The organism is Neobacillus sp. plas4 (assembly GCF_057221695.1).
In genome coordinates this window covers 1,643,505-1,663,822 of record NZ_CM170152.1, presented here as the reverse complement: position 1 = coordinate 1,663,822, position 20,318 = coordinate 1,643,505, and the positions used below count along the sequence as shown (strand labels likewise).

General features: G+C 36.6%; 20 protein-coding genes. 3 read left to right on the top strand and 17 right to left on the bottom strand.

The genetic code is table 11. The features are described from left to right. Positions 1-2: 2 nt before the first annotated feature. Positions 3-1,100, bottom strand: coding sequence for an SDR family oxidoreductase (locus AC2TFD_RS08335; protein WP_484675426.1), 1,098 nt, complete (start codon positions 1,098-1,100; stop codon positions 3-5). A 137-nt stretch (positions 1,101-1,237) separates the two neighbouring features. After that, positions 1,238-2,818: a peptide chain release factor 3 gene (locus tag AC2TFD_RS08330; protein WP_484675425.1), complete on the bottom strand. Its 1,581-nt coding sequence runs from the start codon at positions 2,816-2,818 to the stop codon at positions 1,238-1,240. 202 nt (positions 2,819-3,020) lie between these two features. Between AC2TFD_RS08330 and AC2TFD_RS08325 the strand changes: the two genes are divergently transcribed. Further along, a complete protein-coding gene (locus AC2TFD_RS08325) occupies positions 3,021-4,757 on the top strand; it encodes an AAA family ATPase (protein ID WP_335567535.1) in 1,737 nt (578 codons plus the stop codon). 99 nt (positions 4,758-4,856) lie between these two features. Further along, the gene (locus AC2TFD_RS08320; protein WP_335517891.1) at positions 4,857-5,249 is read left to right on the top strand and encodes a YkvA family protein; all 393 of its coding nucleotides are present in this window, start codon (positions 4,857-4,859) and stop codon (positions 5,247-5,249) included. Positions 5,250-5,276: 27 nt separating this feature from the next. Here the strand turns inward: AC2TFD_RS08320 and AC2TFD_RS08315 are convergent, their stop codons facing one another. The 12 genes from AC2TFD_RS08315 to phaQ all read right to left on the bottom strand — a co-directional run bounded on the left by AC2TFD_RS08315 (position 5,277) and on the right by phaQ (position 15,254). Beyond that, a complete protein-coding gene (locus AC2TFD_RS08315; RefSeq protein WP_335517889.1) occupies positions 5,277-5,411 on the bottom strand; it encodes a YjcZ family sporulation protein in 135 nt (44 codons plus the stop codon). Between the two features lie 21 nt (positions 5,412-5,432). Beyond that, the gene (locus AC2TFD_RS08310; RefSeq protein WP_335517886.1) at positions 5,433-5,540 is read right to left on the bottom strand and encodes a YjcZ family sporulation protein; all 108 of its coding nucleotides are present in this window, start codon (positions 5,538-5,540) and stop codon (positions 5,433-5,435) included. 118 nt (positions 5,541-5,658) lie between these two features. Then, positions 5,659-6,081 carry a CotY/CotZ family spore coat protein gene (locus AC2TFD_RS08305; protein ID WP_484675424.1) on the bottom strand — a complete coding sequence of 141 codons (423 nt, stop codon included), beginning with the start codon at positions 6,079-6,081 and terminating at the stop codon, positions 5,659-5,661. 22 nt (positions 6,082-6,103) lie between these two features. Beyond that, positions 6,104-7,318 (bottom strand): ATP-grasp domain-containing protein, encoded by a 1,215-nt coding sequence (locus AC2TFD_RS08300; protein WP_484675423.1) that lies wholly within the window; start codon positions 7,316-7,318, stop codon positions 6,104-6,106. A 231-nt stretch (positions 7,319-7,549) separates the two neighbouring features. Further along, positions 7,550-8,740 (bottom strand): Ger(x)C family spore germination protein, encoded by a 1,191-nt coding sequence (locus AC2TFD_RS08295; protein ID WP_484675422.1) that lies wholly within the window; start codon positions 8,738-8,740, stop codon positions 7,550-7,552. Beyond that, complete coding sequence (locus AC2TFD_RS08290) at positions 8,737-10,341, bottom strand: spore germination protein (RefSeq protein WP_484675421.1); 1,605 nt, start codon at positions 10,339-10,341, stop codon at positions 8,737-8,739. The genes AC2TFD_RS08295 and AC2TFD_RS08290 overlap by 4 nt, the downstream gene beginning before the upstream one ends. 11 nt (positions 10,342-10,352) lie before the next feature. Then, positions 10,353-11,459 carry a GerAB/ArcD/ProY family transporter gene (locus AC2TFD_RS08285; protein ID WP_484675420.1) on the bottom strand — a complete coding sequence of 369 codons (1,107 nt, stop codon included), beginning with the start codon at positions 11,457-11,459 and terminating at the stop codon, positions 10,353-10,355. After that, positions 11,449-11,700 (bottom strand): hypothetical protein, encoded by a 252-nt coding sequence (locus AC2TFD_RS08280; RefSeq protein ID WP_335517867.1) that lies wholly within the window; start codon positions 11,698-11,700, stop codon positions 11,449-11,451. Before AC2TFD_RS08280 ends, AC2TFD_RS08285 begins: the two co-directional genes overlap by 11 nt. Before the next feature lie 120 nt (positions 11,701-11,820). Further along, on the bottom strand, positions 11,821-12,660 hold the full coding sequence (locus AC2TFD_RS08275) for an undecaprenyl-diphosphate phosphatase (RefSeq protein ID WP_335517864.1): 840 nt from the start codon (positions 12,658-12,660) through the stop codon (positions 11,821-11,823). A 137-nt stretch (positions 12,661-12,797) separates the two neighbouring features. Further along, positions 12,798-13,973: a C40 family peptidase gene (locus tag AC2TFD_RS08270; protein ID WP_484675419.1), complete on the bottom strand. Its 1,176-nt coding sequence runs from the start codon at positions 13,971-13,973 to the stop codon at positions 12,798-12,800. A 260-nt stretch (positions 13,974-14,233) separates the two neighbouring features. Next, positions 14,234-14,836 carry a hypothetical protein gene (locus AC2TFD_RS08265; RefSeq protein ID WP_335517859.1) on the bottom strand — a complete coding sequence of 201 codons (603 nt, stop codon included), beginning with the start codon at positions 14,834-14,836 and terminating at the stop codon, positions 14,234-14,236. Continuing rightward, the gene (phaQ, locus tag AC2TFD_RS08260) at positions 14,817-15,254 is read right to left on the bottom strand and encodes a poly-beta-hydroxybutyrate-responsive repressor (RefSeq protein WP_335517856.1); all 438 of its coding nucleotides are present in this window, start codon (positions 15,252-15,254) and stop codon (positions 14,817-14,819) included. The genes AC2TFD_RS08265 and phaQ overlap by 20 nt, the downstream gene beginning before the upstream one ends. 146 nt (positions 15,255-15,400) lie before the next feature. Between phaQ and AC2TFD_RS08255 the strand changes: the two genes are divergently transcribed. Further along, on the top strand, positions 15,401-16,183 hold the full coding sequence (locus tag AC2TFD_RS08255; RefSeq protein ID WP_484675418.1) for an alpha/beta fold hydrolase: 783 nt from the start codon (positions 15,401-15,403) through the stop codon (positions 16,181-16,183). Between the two features lie 72 nt (positions 16,184-16,255). Here AC2TFD_RS08255 and AC2TFD_RS08250 read toward each other — a convergent pair whose 3' ends face one another. From AC2TFD_RS08250 to adhE, 3 genes are read right to left on the bottom strand one after another with little or no spacing between them, the layout of a single operon-like run. Further along, the gene (locus tag AC2TFD_RS08250) at positions 16,256-16,966 is read right to left on the bottom strand and encodes a hypothetical protein (protein ID WP_484675417.1); all 711 of its coding nucleotides are present in this window, start codon (positions 16,964-16,966) and stop codon (positions 16,256-16,258) included. A gap of 18 nt (positions 16,967-16,984) precedes the next feature. After that, positions 16,985-17,635, bottom strand: a complete 651-nt coding sequence (locus tag AC2TFD_RS08245) for a hypothetical protein (RefSeq protein WP_484675416.1) — start codon at positions 17,633-17,635, stop codon at positions 16,985-16,987. Positions 17,636-17,647: 12 nt separating this feature from the next. Then, positions 17,648-20,260: a bifunctional acetaldehyde-CoA/alcohol dehydrogenase gene (adhE, locus tag AC2TFD_RS08240; RefSeq protein WP_484675415.1), complete on the bottom strand. Its 2,613-nt coding sequence runs from the start codon at positions 20,258-20,260 to the stop codon at positions 17,648-17,650. Positions 20,261-20,318 lie beyond the last annotated feature (58 nt).

Below are 20,318 nucleotides of genomic sequence, written 5' to 3'. Positions count from 1 at the left end.
TATTATAATATTTGTATATGATACTTTGGGTTATCCTTTTGTTTTAAGTAAAAGGATGTCATCGGCTTTAAGCCGGCCTTAAAATCCGGACATTCAATTCCTGAACCCTTTAAATCATTTAATGCCTGCGTACAATCAAAATGACCCAGCCAAGTAAAATAATCCAATGCCTCTTTTTCTACCCCTAGATATTTTCTTAATGGTTTGATGGAAAGGAACCATTTCCCAACTGATAACGGCAATGTCCCCTTTGGTTTCTTGTTCATTAATTCCAACATTAAAAAGCTATATATTTCAACCGCACGATAAGGATGAGGATCTGTCAAATGATAGGTCTTGCCAGCACCTTTTTCTAAAAAGCTCAGATAAGTTGTTGCCTGGATAATATAGTCAATTGGCACTAAATTTACAAATGCTTCCCCTTTTCCCAATTTCGGAAGAAGAGGGAGAAATCTCAATCGCTCCAGGAAGTTCATCATAAAATATGGTCCATCAAATTTAATCGTTTCACCTGTCTGTGAATGGCCTTTAACGATTCCTGGCCGGATGATTGTAATAGGGATTTCTTCTTTAAGTTTATCAACCAAAACCTCTGCCTCATATTTTGTTTCTTCATAATGATTTTTGAAGCTGCCTGGACGAATCAGTTCTGTTTCATATAGAGTTCCTTCTCGTTTTCCTACAACATATGCGGTACTAAAATATACATAACGTTGTAGATGTGTCAGCCCTTTTACCAAGCCATTCACATTTTTCGTGCCAGTAACATTAATAGTAAAGGCAATATCTCTTGGAACAGCTAAATCATAAATGGCTGCAAGATGAAATACATGGGTTACTTTTTCATTTAGCCATTCAAGGTTATCTTTAGCTATCATTAGGGAAGGCTGAGTGATGTCACCTTCTATAATGACAAAAGCCTCATCCTTTAGGCCTAATTCTGAAATAATAGCTTGACGTTCCTTCACCGCTTTATCCATCATGCTTTGTAGAACAAGTACGTAAACAATACAATTTAACTCATTCCGTTTCAAAACTTCTCGAATCAGCTGGTTACAGATAAAACCCGGAAACCCAGTAAAGAAATACCCATATTCCATCATACCACTCCCAAAAAATGTTAATTAGGCATTGTACTAATTTTATGTTGTTACAAAAAGAAATGTCAAGATATTAATCTGAATTTTCAGTATTTTATACATATAAAATAGGGCGGGATCCGAATCCCGCCCATAGATTAATCATGTTGGTCCATTGGGTTATAAAGCTTAACATCTGGATTTTTTTCTTGGAACCATCGAAGAGCAAAATCATTTTCAAACAAAAACACATACTGACCAAAGCGATCCTTTACAAGCATACTTCTAGAGCTCGAAAGATTTTCATCCAAGACATCACCCTCAACCCATCTTCCAATCTTCGACCCCATCCGTTCCATCAAGACATCAGAATTATATTCATTTTTCATCCGATGTTCAAAAACCTCGAATTGTAACTGTCCTACTGCACCTAACAAATAATCATCTGTTTTTACAGTTTTATAAAGCTGAATGGCTCCTTCTTGAACGAGCTGCTGAATTCCTTTATAAAATGACTTTTGTTTCATGACATTCTTAGCAGAAACCCTGACAAAGAGTTCAGGTGTAAATTGTGGAAGTCTTTCAAATTGGAAATTGTCCTTCCCTGATGTGATTGTATCACCAATTTGGTAAGTACCAGTATCATAAAGACCGATAATATCCCCGCTCACAGCCTCATCAACAGTACTTCTTTCCTCAGCCATAAAAGATGTGGACTGAGAGAGTTTTATTTGTTTCCCTAATCGAGGAACATTTACCGTCATTCCTCGTTCAAATTTCCCTGAACAAATTCGAACAAAAGCAATCCTGTCACGATGAGCTGGATTCATGTTTGCTTGTATTTTAAAGACAAAACCTGAAAACTGCTCACCAAGTGGATTAATTTCTCCAACCGAAGAATTACGAGCCATCGGAGGTGGAGCAAATTGCAAGTAAGTCTCTAGGAATGTTTGAACCCCAAAAGTAGTTAATGCACTGCCAAAGAAAACAGGGGTAATCTTCCCTTCTTTCACTTTCTCAGCAGAGAAATCATTCCCTGCTTCGTTTAAAAGCATAATCTCTTCAAGTGTTTGGTCATACAGTCCAGTAGCCTTTAAAGGATGGTTCCCTTCAATTTCTCCATCCGCATTCAAAGGAATAAATCGATCTTTTTCGTCTACTCTAAACTGTTCAACTCGATTATAAAACCGGTCATATATTCCAAGGAACTCTTTTCCCATCCCGATTGGCCAGTTCATTGGATAGGACTCAATCCCAAGTACCTCTTCTAGTTCAGCTAGGAGATCTAGAGGTGCTTTCCCTTGACGGTCAAGTTTATTAATAAAAGTGAAAATTGGAATACCGCGCATCCGACAGACTTTGAATAGCTTTAATGTTTGTTCCTCTATCCCTTTGGCTGAGTCGATAATCATAACCGCACTATCTACGGCCATTAAAGTACGATAGGTATCTTCACTAAAATCCTGATGTCCAGGAGTATCCAAAATATTGACACGAAAATCATTATAGTCAAATTGCATAACGCTGGATGTAACAGAGATTCCCCTCTGTTTTTCAATCTCCATCCAGTCACTTGTCGCAAACTTACCTGTTTTTTTTGCTTTTACCGTTCCAGCGTCACGTATTGCGCCGCCAAATAATAATAATTTTTCTGTAAGTGTAGTTTTCCCGGCATCCGGGTGAGAGATAATCGCAAAAGTCCTACGCGATAATACTTCTTCTTTAAAATTGTTACCCATTTCAAAATCCTCTCTTTTGACAATCAAAAAATTTTTCTCGTACCCTTAATCTTATAGTCTTACGGTAAAATTTGCAATCCTACAATTTCTAATTTATGCATTTGGAAAGCTAAATGGAAATTTATTTCCACCCATTCCCACATCCCCTTATCGTTTTTTCATTTTATAATAGAATAAGATTCAGTAAGGGAGATGACGAATGATGAATCAAAGTAAAAAGCTAGTCTCAAAGATTATTCCGCTGATAACAGCGTTTATATTGATTATTGCCGGGATTGTTTGGGTCATCAAAACTTCAAGTGAAAAGATTGATATTCCCTTCTCCTCTGTAGAAGAAACCATACAAAGCCAAAATGGGAAACCAGTGGTACTGACTGAGCACTCTGATGGCCGTATTTTATTAGAAATTGACAGTCTAAAATATGTATCACAGGTACCCCCGAATAGTCAAATGATTGACAAACTTGTTGAAAAATACAATATCCATTATTCCTTTTCGAATAGCAGCCGCTATGGAAAATGGACCATGGCAGGCGTATTACTCGCCCTTGTTGGCGCAGCTTTTGTTTTACAAAAAACAAAAGGAAGCTTTGGGCTTTCTAACTCGATGAAAAACAGCCTTTCTCAGGCACGGCCTCTCCCGTCCATTCGTTTAGAAGATGTCGGCGGGATTGGCGAAGAAATGAAGGAAGAGATCCTCCAAACTCTTACTATCCTTAAGGAACCTGAGAGAGCACTTAAAATGGGGATTAAACCACCAAAAGGCATCCTTTTATATGGTCCCCCAGGTACAGGAAAAACATTATTAGCTCAAGCGATTGCACACGAATTAAATGCCTCCTTCTTTTCAGCCAGCGGTTCTGCATTTAATGAACTATTCGTGGGAATTGGGGCAAGCAGGGTTCGCTCTTTGTTTCAAGCTGCCAGAAAACAAAGCCCTGCTGTTATCTTCATTGACGAAGTAGACGCCTTAGCAGGCAAAAGAAAGGCTCATGGCGGTGAAGAATCCGAAAAAACGTTAACAGAATTGCTTGTTCAGTTAGATGGCGGCCATTCTAATGATGGAATCCTGTTTATTGCTGCAACCAACAGAAAAGATATGCTTGATGAAGCGTTTTTAAGACCAGGAAGAATAGACTTTACCTTCCAAGTACCCCTGCCTGATACGAAAGGCAGGAGAGAGATTATTGACATTCATACAAAAGGTAAAGCTCTTAGTCATGAGGTTCATTCTTTTTTAGATGAATTAGCTGAAAGTACTTCAGGATTTTCTGGTGCCGAGCTGCAATCTCTATTTGAAACAGCAACCAGACGTGCAGTTCGAAATGGTCAGGATGTATTAATGAAAGATGATCTTAATTATGCTCTTGACAGAACAATCTTAGGCAGCACTTCTAGGTCTTTACAAGATAGCGAAACGAAACAACGTGTGGCCATACATGAAGCAGGACATGCGATTATAGCCTCATTAACAAAGCCAGGTTCGGTAAGAAAAGCGACCATTATTCCACGCGGTGAGGCACTCGGATATGTAGCCCCTATCCCTAAAGAGCTTCATTTATCTACCGCCAGTGATTTGCTAGACAGAGTCGCAATGATAGTAGCAGGAGGCGTAGCCGAAAGAATGTTTCTTGGCGAGCATAGCATTGGCGTCAGTGGAGATGTACAGCAAGCAAAGCAAATGATCGAACAAATGGTGGATACCGGAATGCTGCAAGGTAGTTTCACTCTCACCTTTAACAAACAAGATAAAGAAGCAAAAATGCAGGAACTGTTCGAAAAAGGTTTAGAAATAGCTGAAAACCTTATTAAGAAGCATCATGAACAATATCAGCTATTAGTTGATTGCCTATTGAAAAAAGAAACACTTGAAGGATTTGAGGTTGAGGAAATTGTCTGGGGAAAGTCAAAGGAGTCGGATAAAATTGCTTTAGCGTAATTTGTACCGAGTGTATACAGCACTCGGTATTTTTTTGTTAATCTAAATGAATTTGAGGTAAACTAACTTTATGTATTTTATATAAAGGAAGTGAATGGAATGATTGATCCTGAAATCGATTTTGTAGTAAAGACGCATAGAGACCGAGCAAAGGGTTATCTCGACAATCCCCAAAAAACGGAAGGTCTACTAAAGAAGGCCATTCTTAAGGCAAAAAATAACAAAGGAACATTAGCAGATGCCTGGGAAAAGCTGCAATTATTTTTTGATTTGGTTCAAGCTTATACCAAAGGCGAATATCGGAACGTTGCTCCCTCTACAATCCTATCCATAATCGGGGCGATTCTTTATTTTGTTTCTCCACTTGACCTAGTTCCCGATTTTCTCGTTGGTTTAGGGATACTTGATGATGCAGCTGTAATAAGCTTTACTCTAAAAAAGTTATCAGCAGAAATTGAAGAATTTAAAAATTGGAAAAGCCCTCTTGCATAACAAGAAGGCTTTTGATTATTTTATTACTTATCTAAAACATGCTGCTCCTACGATAATCAATAGGATGAATAGAACAACGATTAAAGCAAAGCCGCCGCCAAATCCACAGCCGCCATAACCATAGCCGCCATATCCACAGCCGCCGTAACCATATCCAAACATAATTATACCCCCTTTTTTAAATTAATAGTATCCTCCTCGGCACCAAGAAGCCCCGATAATAATTAACAAAATGAACAATACAACTAGAAGGGCAAAGCCAGCGCCGTACCCGCCGTGTGAACCAGACATTTTTCATTACCTCCTTTTTTAATTCCATATATCCTATTCATAGGGTTAAAAATGTGCGATTGACACATATACAAATAACCCACTTTTCAAAAAAAAGAATAAGCCCATTCTGATGGGCTTAACATTTTGAATCCACAATAGGAAGAGGACGATTCACTAAACGAGGTGACAGTGGCTGCAGTGAAGTAAAACATGAGAGGTCTACGAAAACACAGTTTATTGTTGTTCTTAAAGAAAAAATATCACAAATATCTGTTGGACATCCATCCATATCAACCGGTTCAAGAAGAGAAAATGTTGCACAACATCCTTCAATATCTATCGCTTCTAATCTAAATACCTTTGTCGTAAAAAAGTTTCCATTATTTGACCAACCCCAGGCCTCAAATTGACACTCTTTCGTTGAGAGTATAAATGGAATGGTGTGAAATCCAAAATCCTCATTAATAAAACGAAAATCATCAAAAGATAATCTTTTCTGTTCTTCTAACAGTCTTTCTAGGTCTCTGCATATACATTTATCATTTTTATGTTCCCCCATAATCAAACCTCCTTTCAATATTCTATAAGGGGTGCAAGTAAAATTGAATTTGTTTCGCTCCCTTTATTGCACATACTTTTGCTTGCTCTTTTGAATCTGCGGCGGCTAAAACGTATCCATAACGATGTCCCATGGACCGAGGCGGAATTACAATTTGACCGTTCTCAGTCTTTGTATAAACCTCAACTACTCCTGATTGTTCTTGGGCGGAATCACACCCGGACACTTTTAATAATTTCCCAACGGAGCCAACGATTAAATAATGTGTATAAATCGCTTTTTCATGTTTTTTTATTAACTTCGGTTCTAGACCTGCGTACAACTTTAGTGTCTGTTCCGCCAGGTTATAACCAAAAGCTTCTTCAATCATCCGATTCATAGCTCCCCCAGCCATTCTCGGATTAATCTCAATCAACTTCCAGCCTTTATTTGTTAATTTCATCTCTAAATGGCAAGTACCATTTCTTAGCTTAAAATCCTGGATAATAGAAGTGACAGTTTCTTTAAGCCCTGGCAATTTTTCTACTGATATACCTGGGCTGATAGAATAACCTGTAATAATAAATCGTTCACCCTTCGTTATTTCCTGTTCAACAATAGCCGCAATTATAATCGTTGAATTAAATACAACCACTTCAATTAAATATTGGGGGCCCTCTAAATACTCCTCTAGTAATATTGGTAGTTCGGAATTTTTACGCAGAAGATGTTTGATCCCTTTTTGAAATCCCAAAATATCTTCTACAAGTATTACATCCTTAGATCCATTTGATTGAGGTGCTTTGAGGATGAATGGAAATGGGTACTCACTTATTTCTTTCATCATCGCTTCGGATGAACTCAGTACCTTAAAAAAAGGATTGTACTCCTTTCCAGATAAGTACCTTCTTGTTAGAATTTTATCAGTCATGATTTTCAATGGTTCAAAGCAAAGAGGTGAACTGCAAATCATATTTGTCAACATGGCGGCTAAATAAACATATTCATCTAAAAAACTAATAAAACAGTCAATTATTTTCCCCTCAACAATAAGTTCCGTTATCGTTGTAAAAATTTCATCTGTATCTGACATATTTATCAGCCTTACATGATCTATTTCTTGAAAACCCTCCCTTTCCTCTACAAAAATGGTGCGATTTGTGAAGAGAATTGTCTCGTAACCCAGCCTTTTTGCTGCTTTTATTCCTTCATAGCTTGATCCAGATTTATTTGTTCCTAAAAAAATAATTGATTTCATCTACTGCACCCACCAAAAATTCATCACCTTTTTGCGTTAATATACCTGTTAAAATAAAATATTCATTTTTAGTTAGTTGGTGTAGGCATGTTCATTATGTACGAACAGTTATTTGACCAATAAATTTAGAATGTGACAGACGCCTGCAAAAAATAACGAGGACAAGTGTTTAGAAAAAAGAAAAACCATCTCTTTCAAGGTCTTATACCTGTCAAGAAATGGCTTGCATGATTATTTTAATTCGCTTAATAAACTTTTGGTACGAATTCCAGATCTCCTCAAATTAATGTTCACATCAACATTGACAAGAGCATTTTCGAAATATTGATCCCAATTCTTTTCAATTCGTTTGTAGTTCTGATAATCTTGACGATGAAGGATTTCTCCAAAACCAAAAATATCCGCCTTGTACTCTTGTTGCAGCTTTTTAATCGTTGCTTCCAAAGTCCTTTTAATTTCCTTCTCTGTTTTTCTTGCGAACTTTTCGTAGGTTTTAATTTGAGTTAAATCATCGGTGCATTGAGCACTGTCTAAATAGGCTTCTCCCCTCACCTTAAGATTGATTATCGCTTTCCCTTTGACTACCTTTGCTTTAGATTTAGTTATTGTATTGAAAATTCGAACGCCTAGGTACCTTTGTTTATCACATTTTACAGATAATACCGTTTTATCTAATTTATTAATAAGCCATAAATAATTTCGTGTATCTTCAAGTGGCAAGAAATCTAGAAGTTCATCTTTTTTAAATATCGCTAAGGAATCAACAACAACCATAGCGTCAGGTGTAGTCTTATTCATATTATTTACACTAACACCTTTTTCAGGCTTCCCATGTATGGTTAATGCAGTCATCACACCTCTTCTGCCGCTAGAAGTATAGGCTTGAACAACATCCCTTAGGCGAATGTCCGGGTCACCGCCCCAGCTCTTCACAAGGGTATTTAACTGTGTATGCAGTTTCAAAGAAGATGATTTCTGTGTCTGATAGGTTACTTTTAAGATATCAGCCGCTTTTACATGGCGGGCTATCACAATGTTAAAATCATCTCTAATTTCACGATTTCTTTCTAAAAAATCGAAAAAATATATCATTCCATCTTTAAAAATTTCTTCGCTAATGACTAAGACCTTCATATGTGAGTAAATTAAATTCTTTGATATACCAATATTCATTTTCCTAGCTAATTCCGCTAATGTTTCTCCTTCAAGCGTGAAAACGATGGAGGGAGCATTTCCAGAAGCTGTTTTATCACTTAATTCCTTGGCGTTAACCCCTTCAACGGTTAGTTCGTATTTATTATCTTGACTTTTATCAACAGCCATGCCGACGACAACGGTTATTTCTGATAACTCACGATGATCCCAACAGCCGCTCACTATCATCATTAATATTAAAATGAATACCAGACTTTTAAATTTCAACTGCTGTTTCCACCTTTCATTGGAGGCGGTGATGGCGGTGATGAAGAAAATACTTTTTGTTCCGATTCAGCTCTTAAATATTTCGGTCTCTGTTTCATTTTCCAAAACGGAAATCTAAGAAAGACATCCTTTTGGTCTTCAATGATAAACGGAGCAATCGGAGCTAAATATGGAACTCCAAACGAACGAAGCGAACTTAAATGTGCAACCATCGCAACTAGTATAAGCAAAACCCCATAAAGGCCTAAAACAGCAGCAAAAATGATTAACATAAAACGCAAAAGTCTAGATGCTGCTGCAAAACTGTATACCGGGGATACGAAGTTAGCGATTGCCGTTATAGAGACAATGATAATCATAATGTTTGAAATGATACCCGCCTCCGCTGCTGCTTGACCAATTACAAGTGCACCGACGATTGAAACCATTTGTCCGATAACCCTTGGCATTCTTACCCCTGCTTCTCTCAAAATTTCAAAAGTAATTTCCATTATTAAAACTTCCACAACAGCAGGAAATGGTACTCCCTCTCGCTGGGCAATAACACTTAATAATAAGGTAGTTGGCAGTAATTCATGATGATACGTTAGTACACCCACATATAAAGATGGTGTTAACAATGCAATCATAAAGGAAAGATAGCGAATCAATCTTACGAAAGAGCCTAAGAAAAAAGACTGATAGTAATCCTCAGCCATTTCAAAAAAATTCACAAAAACAGCAGGAACAAGTAAGGCAAAGGGTGTACCATCAATAAGAATGACAATTTTCCCTTCCATTAAGTTTGCAGCCACGGTATCCGGCCGCTCAGTATTTAATGCCAGTGGAAATAAAGTAAACGTCTTATCTATGATTAATTCTTCAATATTCCCAGATTCAAAAATGGCGCTAACCTTTATTTTCTTTATTCTGTTTCGAACCTCTTGAAGGATTGCCTCGTTTACAATTCCTTTTACAAATCCTATATAAACGGGTGTTTGAGTTGCTTCACCGATGGTATATTGTTCAAAATGTAGATTTTGATTGCGGATCCTTCTTCTTATAAGACTGACATTCGTCGAAATCGACTCAATGAACCCATCTTTTGGACCTCTGACTACTGTCTGCGAGGATGGTTCTGTAACTGACCTTTTTTCATCTGTCAATATATTAACTGAGATAGCTTTGTCCAAGTGATTGATTGAAATTACCAGACTGCCGTTAATAATAGCAGAATAAATTTCATTCGTTGTGCTAATCATTTGATAACTTGCTCCGCCAAAGATTTCCTTACAATAAGAGGTTAACTCATCTACAGTTTCCAAATTATCAATGAAAATATGATTTGGGGACAAGAATTTTGATATTGTTTCATGTAAACTTTTTGAATTAACCATAGTTTCTAAATAAAAGATTAGTACATCTTTATCAGCAGTTCTGCCTTCCAATACACGCAAATCCGCAGACATCCCGAAGGCACTTTCCACTTCCGCCCTCACGTTTTCAAATGGGTAATCTAAAATGCCCTTGTCCATTCCCATTTCGTTGTCATTGTTTGCAACAATTTCTTCTATTTTTATTGGTTTCTTTTTCAAACGGCGAAATGGTTTAATTGGAGTCATCCTACTCTCCTTTAAAATTTCGACTTACTTTTCCGCTGTTTCCAAAGGACCAGTAGAAATAAAATAAATGGTACAACATGCTGTAACGGAAAGTGTAGCAAGTACGGTACCATTTGAATGCCCTCCTGGATATGGTCAGCAAAATCTACGGACACCATGACAGAAATAAATGAAATAATCATTGAAACTGGAAGGGCGAAATATCGATATGGTAGTTTAAAAATATATTCTAGTCCTTTTAAACCAGCATAAAAAAACATCGATCCTTTTATAAAAACCCCTAACATGATAATAAAAACCACGAGGGCATCAATTCTTTCGATAAATTCTCCAATCGATACAGCTCTGGCAGTACTTAAAAGCGGAAAGTTGGAGCGCTCGGTAGAGTCCACCCCAAGTGTAATGATCATTAAAAAGGAAGAGAGCATAAGAAGTATGGTAGCAATTCCTATACCAGTGATGGAAACCCTGAGACTATATTTTTTATTTGTTAAACTTGCATAAATCACACTGAAAGCTATGAGCTCCCCAAATGGAAATAAAGATAATTCCATAAACGCCGTTTTGAATACAGGAACAATTCCTTCACCAAATATAGGCTGAATTTGATTGACTTCAGTCGTTCCACTTGCGAATAGGAAGACGGTTAATAAGAATAAAAAACCGAAGATATAGGGTGTAAATATTTCCGATGTTCTGGCTAAAACCTCAATTCCTAAATAAAGGATATATCCCATTAAAAGGCATAAAGTGAGTGACATCATTTCAATCGGAGTGTTTGGTAAAATGGCCGTGACCATTAATTCTCCAAAATCTCTGATAACCCGTGAAGATATGTAAAGGAAATAAACAATATAAACGAAAGTAATGATAATGGTTCCTTTTCTCCCAATACAAAATTCAAATACTTGGAAAATATTCTTATCAGGAAACCGCAGGATAAAGAAATGATAAAATGATATAATTCCGATCCCTATCATTCCGCCGAGTGCAATCGCCAGCCATGCATCGTTTCTTGCTTCGCCTCCGATACCAACAACAATGGCACTTCCTAATAGAAAATTGATAATCAAGGTCAGCAGCTGACTTAATGAGATATTCTCCTTTTCAATTTTCATCATTAATTTCTCTCACTTTTAGGTTTTTCTGTTTGGCACGATAAATACGAAAATCCACAACTACACTCCATATCAAACCAAAAAATGCTCCTGACAATGAAATCGTCCTTCCAATTGCGATTTCTGAATAAAATATCTTTACGATGGATTCAAAAAAGGAGATTTCATAAAGTTTCATATCGAATAATGCTAAAAGTGTTGATAGAAATATAATCAATAAGAAAAAAGACAATGTTACCATTTTGTTATTTACCTCAAGACTGTATTTACCTTATGTTTCCAAAACAAATCTTTTTTTATCCAGAAAAAACCACAAAGCATAAAAATAGACAGCAACCTCATGGTTGCTGCCTGTTAAATATTATAAATAGACAATAAAAATGATGAACGCTAAAAGAATTCGATAAATAGCAAAAGGTACGAGTTTTATTTTATCAATAAGTTTTAAGAAAAACTTTATCGATATTAATGCAAAAATGAAAGCACTAATAAATCCTGCAATAAAGAATGGCAAAGCATCCACTGTTATATACTGCCAGTTCTTTAATAATGAAAGAAAGCTTGCACCAGCCATAATTGGAACGGCCATAATAAATGTAAAATCAGCTGCCGCTCGGTGACTCATTCCAATTAAGACACCTCCGGAAATAGTTGAGCCTGAACGAGAAAATCCTGGCCATAAGGAGAAACATTGAATCAAACCAATCGTAAGAGCTTGTTTATACGTTATTTGGTCAACACTTTGGATTTTGGGAATTTTCGGACCAAAGCGATCAGCGATAATCATAAATATAGCACCAATTACTAATCCAATTAAGACCGTTTCAGTCGAAAATAAATGCTCATCGATATAGTCTTCAAAAAGGACACCAAAAATACCAGCAGGAATTAACCCCACAATTACTTGGGAAAGCTTAAGACGACCGCCTGTCCGGTTCTGGACAGAAAGTTTACTTTTTATTCGCCCCATGCCTAATAAGTCTATAAATCTGTCTTTAAATGTGATTACAACAGCTAAAATTGAACCTAATTGGATCACTACTTTAAAAGTATTGGCCCCATATTTTCCTATAAAATCCTCTGACTTGAGCCACATATCATCCACAATAATCATATGACCTGTTGATGATACTGGAGCAAATTCAGTTAGCCCCTCTACTAATCCTAGAATAATTGCCTTAATTATCAATAATAAATCCATTTTTTTGTAACTACTCCTAACTATTTCTTCTATTTTAACTAAAAAAATGAGATAACTTTTTAATTGTACTCAATTACTATCGCCTTTAGCAAGAACTAAACAAAAAAGGTGGAGCTAATAAAAGCCGCACACCTCTTTTATTCAGATATGATTCGGTTTACACGGCCATTAAATTTTTCTAACCAATATCCATTCGTCATATCTGCAATCGCAACACCAGTGGAACTTTGTGAGCCTAAGAACATACCAGCACCAAGATAGATACCAACATGCCCATCTTTTTTATAAGTATCAAAAAACACAAGGTCTCCTGGTAGCATTTCATTGATACTAACAGGTGTTCCTGTATTCTTTAAGACTTCTGTACTTGCACCGATTTTTATTTCTACCTGAGCAAATGCCCAGCTGACAAATGCTGAACAGTCAAATCTTCCATTGGCAATATCGTATTCATTTCGACCTCCGCCAAATACATACACTGAATTTCCTATATACTTAAACCCTTCAGTAATTAGATTTTGAACAGTTACATTAGAAGTCAATGATGAATCATGATTAAATTTAATTGGTACAATAACACTTTTGTCACCTAAAGTTGTTAGAGTAGAATCCTGATGCATTAATCCAGCCTGTTCGGCTAGTTTATCTTGCTCCTTTCTCTCTAACTCTGATCTTAGCTGTTCATTTTGTTGTTTTTGTTCTAAGATTTGTGTTTGCATACCTTCTAATTCCACTTTCATATTCTGAAGCTCAGATAATTTATCTTGCACATAAACCTGCTTCTCTTTCACTTCCTGTTTTTCCGATTCATGTTGTTTAACAAGATTTTGATCTGCTTCAACAAAAGAGGCTACTGCACCGACACGGTCTACAAAGTCCTTAAAACTTGAGGCACCAAGTAAGACATCAAGGTAATTTACTTTTCCACCTGATTCTTGAAAAGTAAGAGCACGCTTTTTCAAGATTTCATTCCGTTTTTTTACTTTATCATTTAAAATTTCAATCTCAGATTCTAGTTCCTGTATTTCTATTTGTGAAGCACTGATTTTTTCCTCTGTTTCTAAAATGATTGCCTCGTTATCTTTTATTGCTTGCTCAACACGAGCAAGTTGTTCATTTATTTGGGCAATTTCATCCTTAACTTGGTTAAGCTCCAACTTTCCTTTCAAAAGTTCTAATTGTAGTCTTGTACGCTGTTCATCAACAACTTGGTGACTGTTGTCATTATTATTCTCTTCTGCTTCAACTTGAAGTAATACAGTTGAACTTCCTAAGGTGATTATGGTACAAAATGCGATAATCTTCTTATTCAAAGCTTTCCCCTGCTTTCCTTCATTGCAATAGAAATACAATTTAATAGTTTAACTATGTAATTTTATAAAATTTACCAATCTCATACTTTATACCCACTTTAATCCTATTCAATTGCAACTAGAAGTATAGCATGAAATTCTGTTTTTTCAATATTAGTAATATTAAATTTTTGTTTCAGGATTTTATATTCCTTCATATTCATCGAATAAAAAAAATAGCAGGCCAATTAGTATTGGTCTGCTAATCATTATTATTGTTTTTAGTTAGTAAATTTTAAAAGCTCTTTAAAACTGTTTGTTCCACGATTCACAATTTCATTGTGAGTATTTCTAGCCACTTTCAAATACTCATTGGTAACCTGCTGCCAAGCATTAAGTTGTTCACGACCAAAACCGATGTTTGCCTCGGTACTCTTTTCAAAGTTATCCTCTAACTGGTCAATAATTTGGAAAGCAGACTTAATTGGTGTAAGTGCTAAGTTTTCTAATTGATTAGAAACTTCCTTAAACTGCTGCTGAAGTTGCCCCTTCTCACCCATCATTTCTTCTTCCTTCACAAATGCTTCCCTGCGTGCATTTATTTGCTGCACAACTCCGGAAACTACTTCTTTGTTTGTATTCTTCGTTTGCTCAAAAAGATTACCTAGTGATTTTCTATATTGTTTGTTAAACTTGATGACTTCTCTTAATGCGTTCATATACGCATCTTCTCGGGTTTCGTGCAATTGTCTAGACCTCTCTAGTGATTGCTCAAACTGATTCCAAAGTGTATCTACAAATAAACCTTCATTATTAGGCTCTTCAGCTGTAGGAATCATCTTAACTTCAACAGCTTGAACAGCTTCATTCTTTTTCTGTGCCATCGTCCTTCCTCCTCTTATTACTATTTTCTTTCTCTATCGAATCCCTCTTCTGAAATGAAGGAATATAGAGCTCAAAGAAACCTGAATACATTTTGAAGAATTGGTCCAGCATCGATTGGTACGATTCTAGTTGATTGGCATAGCCTTTTAAGTATGTAATACCAGCTTGAGTTACTGAATATCTTCTTTTCGCGGGACCACTTCCGTTTGTATCCCACTCTGATGATACGAGTTCTTCCTTTTCTAGCTGTCTTAACAGTCGGTAAAGATTACCTTGATCAATCGTTTTAAATCCAAATGTTTGCAATTTCTGACTTAACTCATAGCCGTGAAGAGACATCCTGCTAAGAAGCAATAGAATAAATGGCAGAACAAAATTTTTTGATGGATTTACCGATTGATTCTCTTGATTTACCATTCTCATCACCTCACCTATATGTATTTTACACCTATCGGTAATATTTTGTCAACCTGACAAATAAATGTTAATATATGGATTAACATCACGTTTACAATTTTAATACATTGGTAATAAAATTAATGAAAAATTGAAGGTGGTGTCAAATGGATAAAGCAAAGATTAGCATGTTTGGGATGCCTTATTTTCATTTTGGCAATGGGGAACCGTTAGTATTCATTCATGGATTAGGCGAGGTGAAGGAAAGCTGGCAGTCGCAATTTGAATTAGCTGATCAATACGAATTAATTATTCCTGATTTACGAGGGCATGGAGAATGTACGAAAACAGAAGGAATCTCGATTCAAAACTTTGCTGCAGACGTGATTAATTTATTAAATGAGTTAAAAATTGAAAGTGCCCACATTTTAGGACTTTCTATGGGCGGTGCAGTTGCTCAAGAAATTTATCGTCAAGCTCCCCACCTAGTCCGCTCTCTCATGTTAATTAGTACATTCCACTTTTTCCCGATAGCACTTAGAAAACCTTTGTTTCTATTAAAGAAAGTGAGGCTGGGTGCTGCTGCAACAGAAGACAACCTTAAAGAAACTGCTGCCAAAATGAGTCTATACTCTTGGTCAGAGGATAATATGAACCAGTTTAAATACTATTTCCAGCCTAAAAGGAATATCTTCTTAAAATCTCTTAAAGCTTGTTTTCAAGTTAACAATATTTCTTTATTAACTACTATTAAAGTCCCTACTTTAATCATTGGATGCCAGTATGACTCTGTTTTACCCGTTTGGATTCAATATTGTATGCACAAGCTCATCCCCCAGTCAGAATTCATCATTATGAGAAACTCGGGACACTTAGCAAAATTAGAAGCAACAAACCGGTTTAATCAACTCCTTAGAAAGTTCTTAAATCGGCAAAAAGCTGCTGCTTAATTCGATTAGCGGGAGAGACATAGATCCTTCCCGCTTATATCCCTTTTTATAAAACCGTTTTCTCCTCTCTGATTATATTGTTGCAGTTAGCTCTTTTTCTTTTGCCTTGCTTTTTGGACTTTCTTTTGCCATAAGTCCCTTTAATAAAGCCAAGTCATCTTTAATTTCAGTTAATTGACCAAGTCCTAACTTAACTTCTTCAATTTCAGCATGAGTGGTTTTGTTGCCGTTCTGTCTATACATTCCGGCTAGTTCCTTCTGCGTTTCATTTATTTCCTCAAGCTCCTCCCTGATATCTCGAAGGTTTACTTGGATAATCTTAATGTCCACGAGGTCTTTTCTAATTTCCTGAAGGTCATCTTTTATTTTACTTATTTCAGTAACTTCATGTATCGTTTTTTGAAACTCTCCCTGCATATGCTTTACCATTTTACCCATTTCTTGAAACAACTCTAGATTTCCCTTATTTATTCCACCAAGAGTCTCCTGTACGTTCCAAATTTGTTCTTCTAAACTATCCATTTTCCCTTCAGCTTGTATCGATAGATTTGCTACATTTGCAACATCTTTTTTTGTTGGAATGTTCATTAATCCAGCCAAAAGCTCTTGGTTTTTCCTTAATAGTTCAATAGAGCGTGAATGAAAACCCAAGCCAGCAGTGGCTAAGCGCACGAATTCATTGTTATCTGCTGCCATATATAGCAGACTATTAATTTGTTTTTCCCACATGTCACTAATTTGTTTAATGCCTTCAAAGGGATTATTCATCTTTTCTTTGGACATTCTTTATCATCCTCACTCTTATGATTTTATATCTTCTTCTTCTACCGTTTCCATGAAATTATTTAATGGAAACATCAATCCTTTGATTTGCCCGCTAAAAAAATCAACAAATCTTTTTTGATTAGCGGGGATAACAGTGGCAGCTTGTTTTATTGATTCAATATACTGTTTTCTTCCTTTTTTTCGAAATGCAATATATTTATCTATCATTTGGAGATATTGATCCATCATTTGATTATTTGTGACAATTTGAAGAGGCGAACCAAGGATGGATGAAGTTCGGGATTTAATTTGATCAATCTGCTGGTTTACCTCTTCATAAGACCTTTTTGGAAATAAGTGTTGCAGTGCAGTAGTAGACATCAAAAATTCTTCTCTGGCTGTTCTTTCCCACTTTGCTATTTCATTATTAAACTGTTCTTTAACAGATATAATATTTTCCTGGTTTCTCTTTATGCCATCAGCAAAATACATCGCTTCTTTCACTAATACATCATCTCGAAAATCTGCACGCTTTGCCCATTGATCTAACTCACGAAACGCATGCTCCCAGAGAATGTCCAAAGTTGAAATGGAGTCTTGCTCTCCTGTCTTTTTAGTTTGTTCAGTTGAATGCAGCGCCTCCTCATGGACAGGCTCCTGAACCTTGGATTTCTTTTTATCAGTCATTTCATTTTCCTCCTACTTATCTGCTTCGAATCCTTTATACGCCTGACGGTAGATATTTACAAGTTCAGAAACAAGTGGTTGTTTTGGATTTGCAATGGTATCCTGATCATCAAAAGCATGTTCAGCTAGGATATTTATCTTTCCTTCAAACTCAGTCTTATTTATATCCATTTCTTCAATGGACAATGGTAATTCTAATTCCTTCATTAACCTGTATACGGCTTCTATTAAACTGTTTACTCCTTCTTCAGTTGTCTCCGCAGCCAGTCCTAACATTTTTGCAATCTCGGCATATCGTTGATCAGCAATAAAGTATTCATATTTAGGGTAGGTCATGAATTTATTCGGATTTGCTGCATTATAACGAATTACGTACGGCAACAATACAGCATTTGCTCTACCATGTGCAATTGTATACTCTGCACCTAGTGCGTGTGCGAGGCTATGGTTAATACCTAAGAATGAATTAGCAAAAGCCATACCAGCTATGGTTGAGGCATTGTGCATTTTTTCACGGGCTAATTCATCGCCATCCTTGTACGCCTTTGGTAAGTATTCAAATACTAACTGGATTGCTTTTAATGCAAGCCCATCGGTAAAATCATTCGCAAGTACTGATACATACGCCTCAATTGCATGTGTTAAAACATCCATTCCCGTATCTGCTGTAACATGCTTAGGAACAGTGTTAACAAACTGTGGATCCACGATAGCAAAATCTGGTGTTAGTTGAAAGTCAGCCAGCGGATATTTAATATTTGAACTTCTATCTGAAATCACTGAGAAGGAAGTAACCTCAGAACCTGTCCCTGATGTTGTCGGAATCGCAATAAAAATTGCCTTTTCTCTAAGTTTAGGGAATTTAACGACTCTTTTACTCGGATCGAAAAATTTTTGCTTCAAGCTATTGAAATCAGCTGCTGGATGTTCATAGAAAAGCCACATCGCTTTTGCTGCATCCATTACTGAGCCTCCTCCTAATGCAATAAGACAGTCTGGAGCAAACTTCCTCATTCTCTCCGCACCACTCATAACCGTTATCATGTCTGGTTCAGGTTCAAGATCATACAACACTTCATACTTAATATTTTCAGGGTTCTTCTCCAATTGATAAAGTACTTTTTCAACGGAGCCATTCTTCATTTGACTTCGGCTGGTTACAATAAACACTTTTGAAATTCTAGGTATGGTAGCCAATACTTGTACCGAGTTTCTTTCAAAAAAGATTTGTGATGGTACCTTAAACCATTGTGTCATATTTCTCCTCTTTGCAATTTTCTTAATGTTTATCAAATTAGCCACACCTACATTCTGAGACACTGAGTTCCCTCCATATGTTCCGCACCCAATAGTTAAGGATGGTAAAGATGTGTTATAGATATCTCCAATGGCTCCTTGGGTCGATGGTGTATTAACAATTATTCTCCCGGCTTTCATTCGAGCGGAAAAAGTGTCAATCACATTTTGGTCAGTTGTATGAATAGCAGCAGAGTGTCCAAGCCCGCCATACTCTAGTGTTTCTTCAGCAATCAGCAGCCCTTCGGCTAAACTATTTACCTTATAGCATGCAAGAATTGGGCTTAATTTTTCACATGAAAGCGGAAATTTAGGTCCTACCCCTTTTAATTCAGCAATTAATATTTTGGTGTTTACAGGAATATTGACTCCAGCCATTTTTGCAATCATAAATGCAGGTAATCCGACGATCATCGGATTTAACGAAGCACTATTTTTATCGATTGCCGCCTTCTCAATCAATTGTTTCTCTTCATTATTTAAGAAGTAACAATTATTTTCGATTAATTCCCTTTTTACTTCGTTATATACCTCGTCGTCAATAATTAGGGCTTGTTCTGAGGCACAAATCATGCCATTATCGAATGTCTTTGATAGAATAATGTCGTTGACAGCACGCTTAATATTTGCGCTCTTCTCGATGTAACAAGGGACATTCCCTGCTCCAACTCCAAGTGCAGGCTTTCCTGAGCTATAAGCTGCTTTTACTAAATTAGGTCCCCCTGTAGCTAGGATGAGTGAAATCTTGGGATGCTTCATCAAAGTCTGAAAAGCTTCATGAGAGGGTATATCAATCCACTGGATACAATTTTCTGGCGCCCCTGCTTTTAACGCAGCTTCCTTGAGAAGTTTTGCGGCAGCGACACAGCATTTTTGGGCATATTTTGGAAAGGCAAAGATGATTGGATTCCTAGTTTTCAACGAAATCAATGATTTAAAGATGACAGTTGACGTTGGATTAGTAATTGGTATAATACCAGCGATTACACCTACTGGTTCAGCCATTTCAACCATTCCCTCATGCTCGTTTTCTCGAATAACACCAACTGTCTTTAAATCTCTAATACTGTTATAAATAAACTCAGTTGCAAACATATTTTTGAATACCTTATCTTCATATACACCTCTTCTGGTTTCTTCTACTGCTAGTTTTGCCAAGTCTTTGTGGTGATCCAGGGCAGTATAGGCGATCTGCTTGACAATTTCGTCTACCATTTCCTGATTGTAGCAACGGAATTCAGCTAATGCCCTTGCACCATTTTTAGCCAAAGTATCAATCATGGCTGCAACATTTTGTTTTTCCTTTACTGCCTTTTCTTCAATTGCCATATTCAAATCCCTCCAAATCAATCCTCTCAAGCAGGAATGTTTTTGCATCTATTAATCA

Coding starts and splice junctions, on each gene's coding strand:
- AC2TFD_RS08335 (WP_484675426.1), bottom strand. CDS start 1,100: ATGGAATATGGGTATTTCTTTACTGGGTTTCCGGGTTTTATCTGTAAC.
- AC2TFD_RS08330 (WP_484675425.1), bottom strand. CDS start 2,818: ATGGGTAACAATTTTAAAGAAGAAGTATTATCGCGTAGGACTTTTGCG.
- AC2TFD_RS08325 (WP_335567535.1), top strand. CDS start 3,021: ATGAATCAAAGTAAAAAGCTAGTCTCAAAGATTATTCCGCTGATAACA.
- AC2TFD_RS08320 (WP_335517891.1), top strand. CDS start 4,857: ATGATTGATCCTGAAATCGATTTTGTAGTAAAGACGCATAGAGACCGA.
- AC2TFD_RS08315 (WP_335517889.1), bottom strand. CDS start 5,411: ATGTTTGGATATGGTTACGGCGGCTGTGGATATGGCGGCTATGGTTAT.
- AC2TFD_RS08310 (WP_335517886.1), bottom strand. CDS start 5,540: ATGTCTGGTTCACACGGCGGGTACGGCGCTGGCTTTGCCCTTCTAGTT.
- AC2TFD_RS08305 (WP_484675424.1), bottom strand. CDS start 6,081: ATGGGGGAACATAAAAATGATAAATGTATATGCAGAGACCTAGAAAGA.
- AC2TFD_RS08300 (WP_484675423.1), bottom strand. CDS start 7,318: ATGAAATCAATTATTTTTTTAGGAACAAATAAATCTGGATCAAGCTAT.
- AC2TFD_RS08290 (WP_484675421.1), bottom strand. CDS start 10,341: ATGACTCCAATTAAACCATTTCGCCGTTTGAAAAAGAAACCAATAAAA.
- AC2TFD_RS08285 (WP_484675420.1), bottom strand. CDS start 11,459: ATGAAAATTGAAAAGGAGAATATCTCATTAAGTCAGCTGCTGACCTTG.
- AC2TFD_RS08280 (WP_335517867.1), bottom strand. CDS start 11,700: ATGGTAACATTGTCTTTTTTCTTATTGATTATATTTCTATCAACACTT.
- AC2TFD_RS08275 (WP_335517864.1), bottom strand. CDS start 12,660: ATGGATTTATTATTGATAATTAAGGCAATTATTCTAGGATTAGTAGAG.
- AC2TFD_RS08265 (WP_335517859.1), bottom strand. CDS start 14,836: ATGGCACAGAAAAAGAATGAAGCTGTTCAAGCTGTTGAAGTTAAGATG.
- phaQ (WP_335517856.1), bottom strand. CDS start 15,254: ATGGTAAATCAAGAGAATCAATCGGTAAATCCATCAAAAAATTTTGTT.
- AC2TFD_RS08255 (WP_484675418.1), top strand. CDS start 15,401: ATGGATAAAGCAAAGATTAGCATGTTTGGGATGCCTTATTTTCATTTT.
- AC2TFD_RS08250 (WP_484675417.1), bottom strand. CDS start 16,966: ATGTCCAAAGAAAAGATGAATAATCCCTTTGAAGGCATTAAACAAATT.
- AC2TFD_RS08245 (WP_484675416.1), bottom strand. CDS start 17,635: ATGACTGATAAAAAGAAATCCAAGGTTCAGGAGCCTGTCCATGAGGAG.
- adhE (WP_484675415.1), bottom strand. CDS start 20,260: ATGGCAATTGAAGAAAAGGCAGTAAAGGAAAAACAAAATGTTGCAGCC.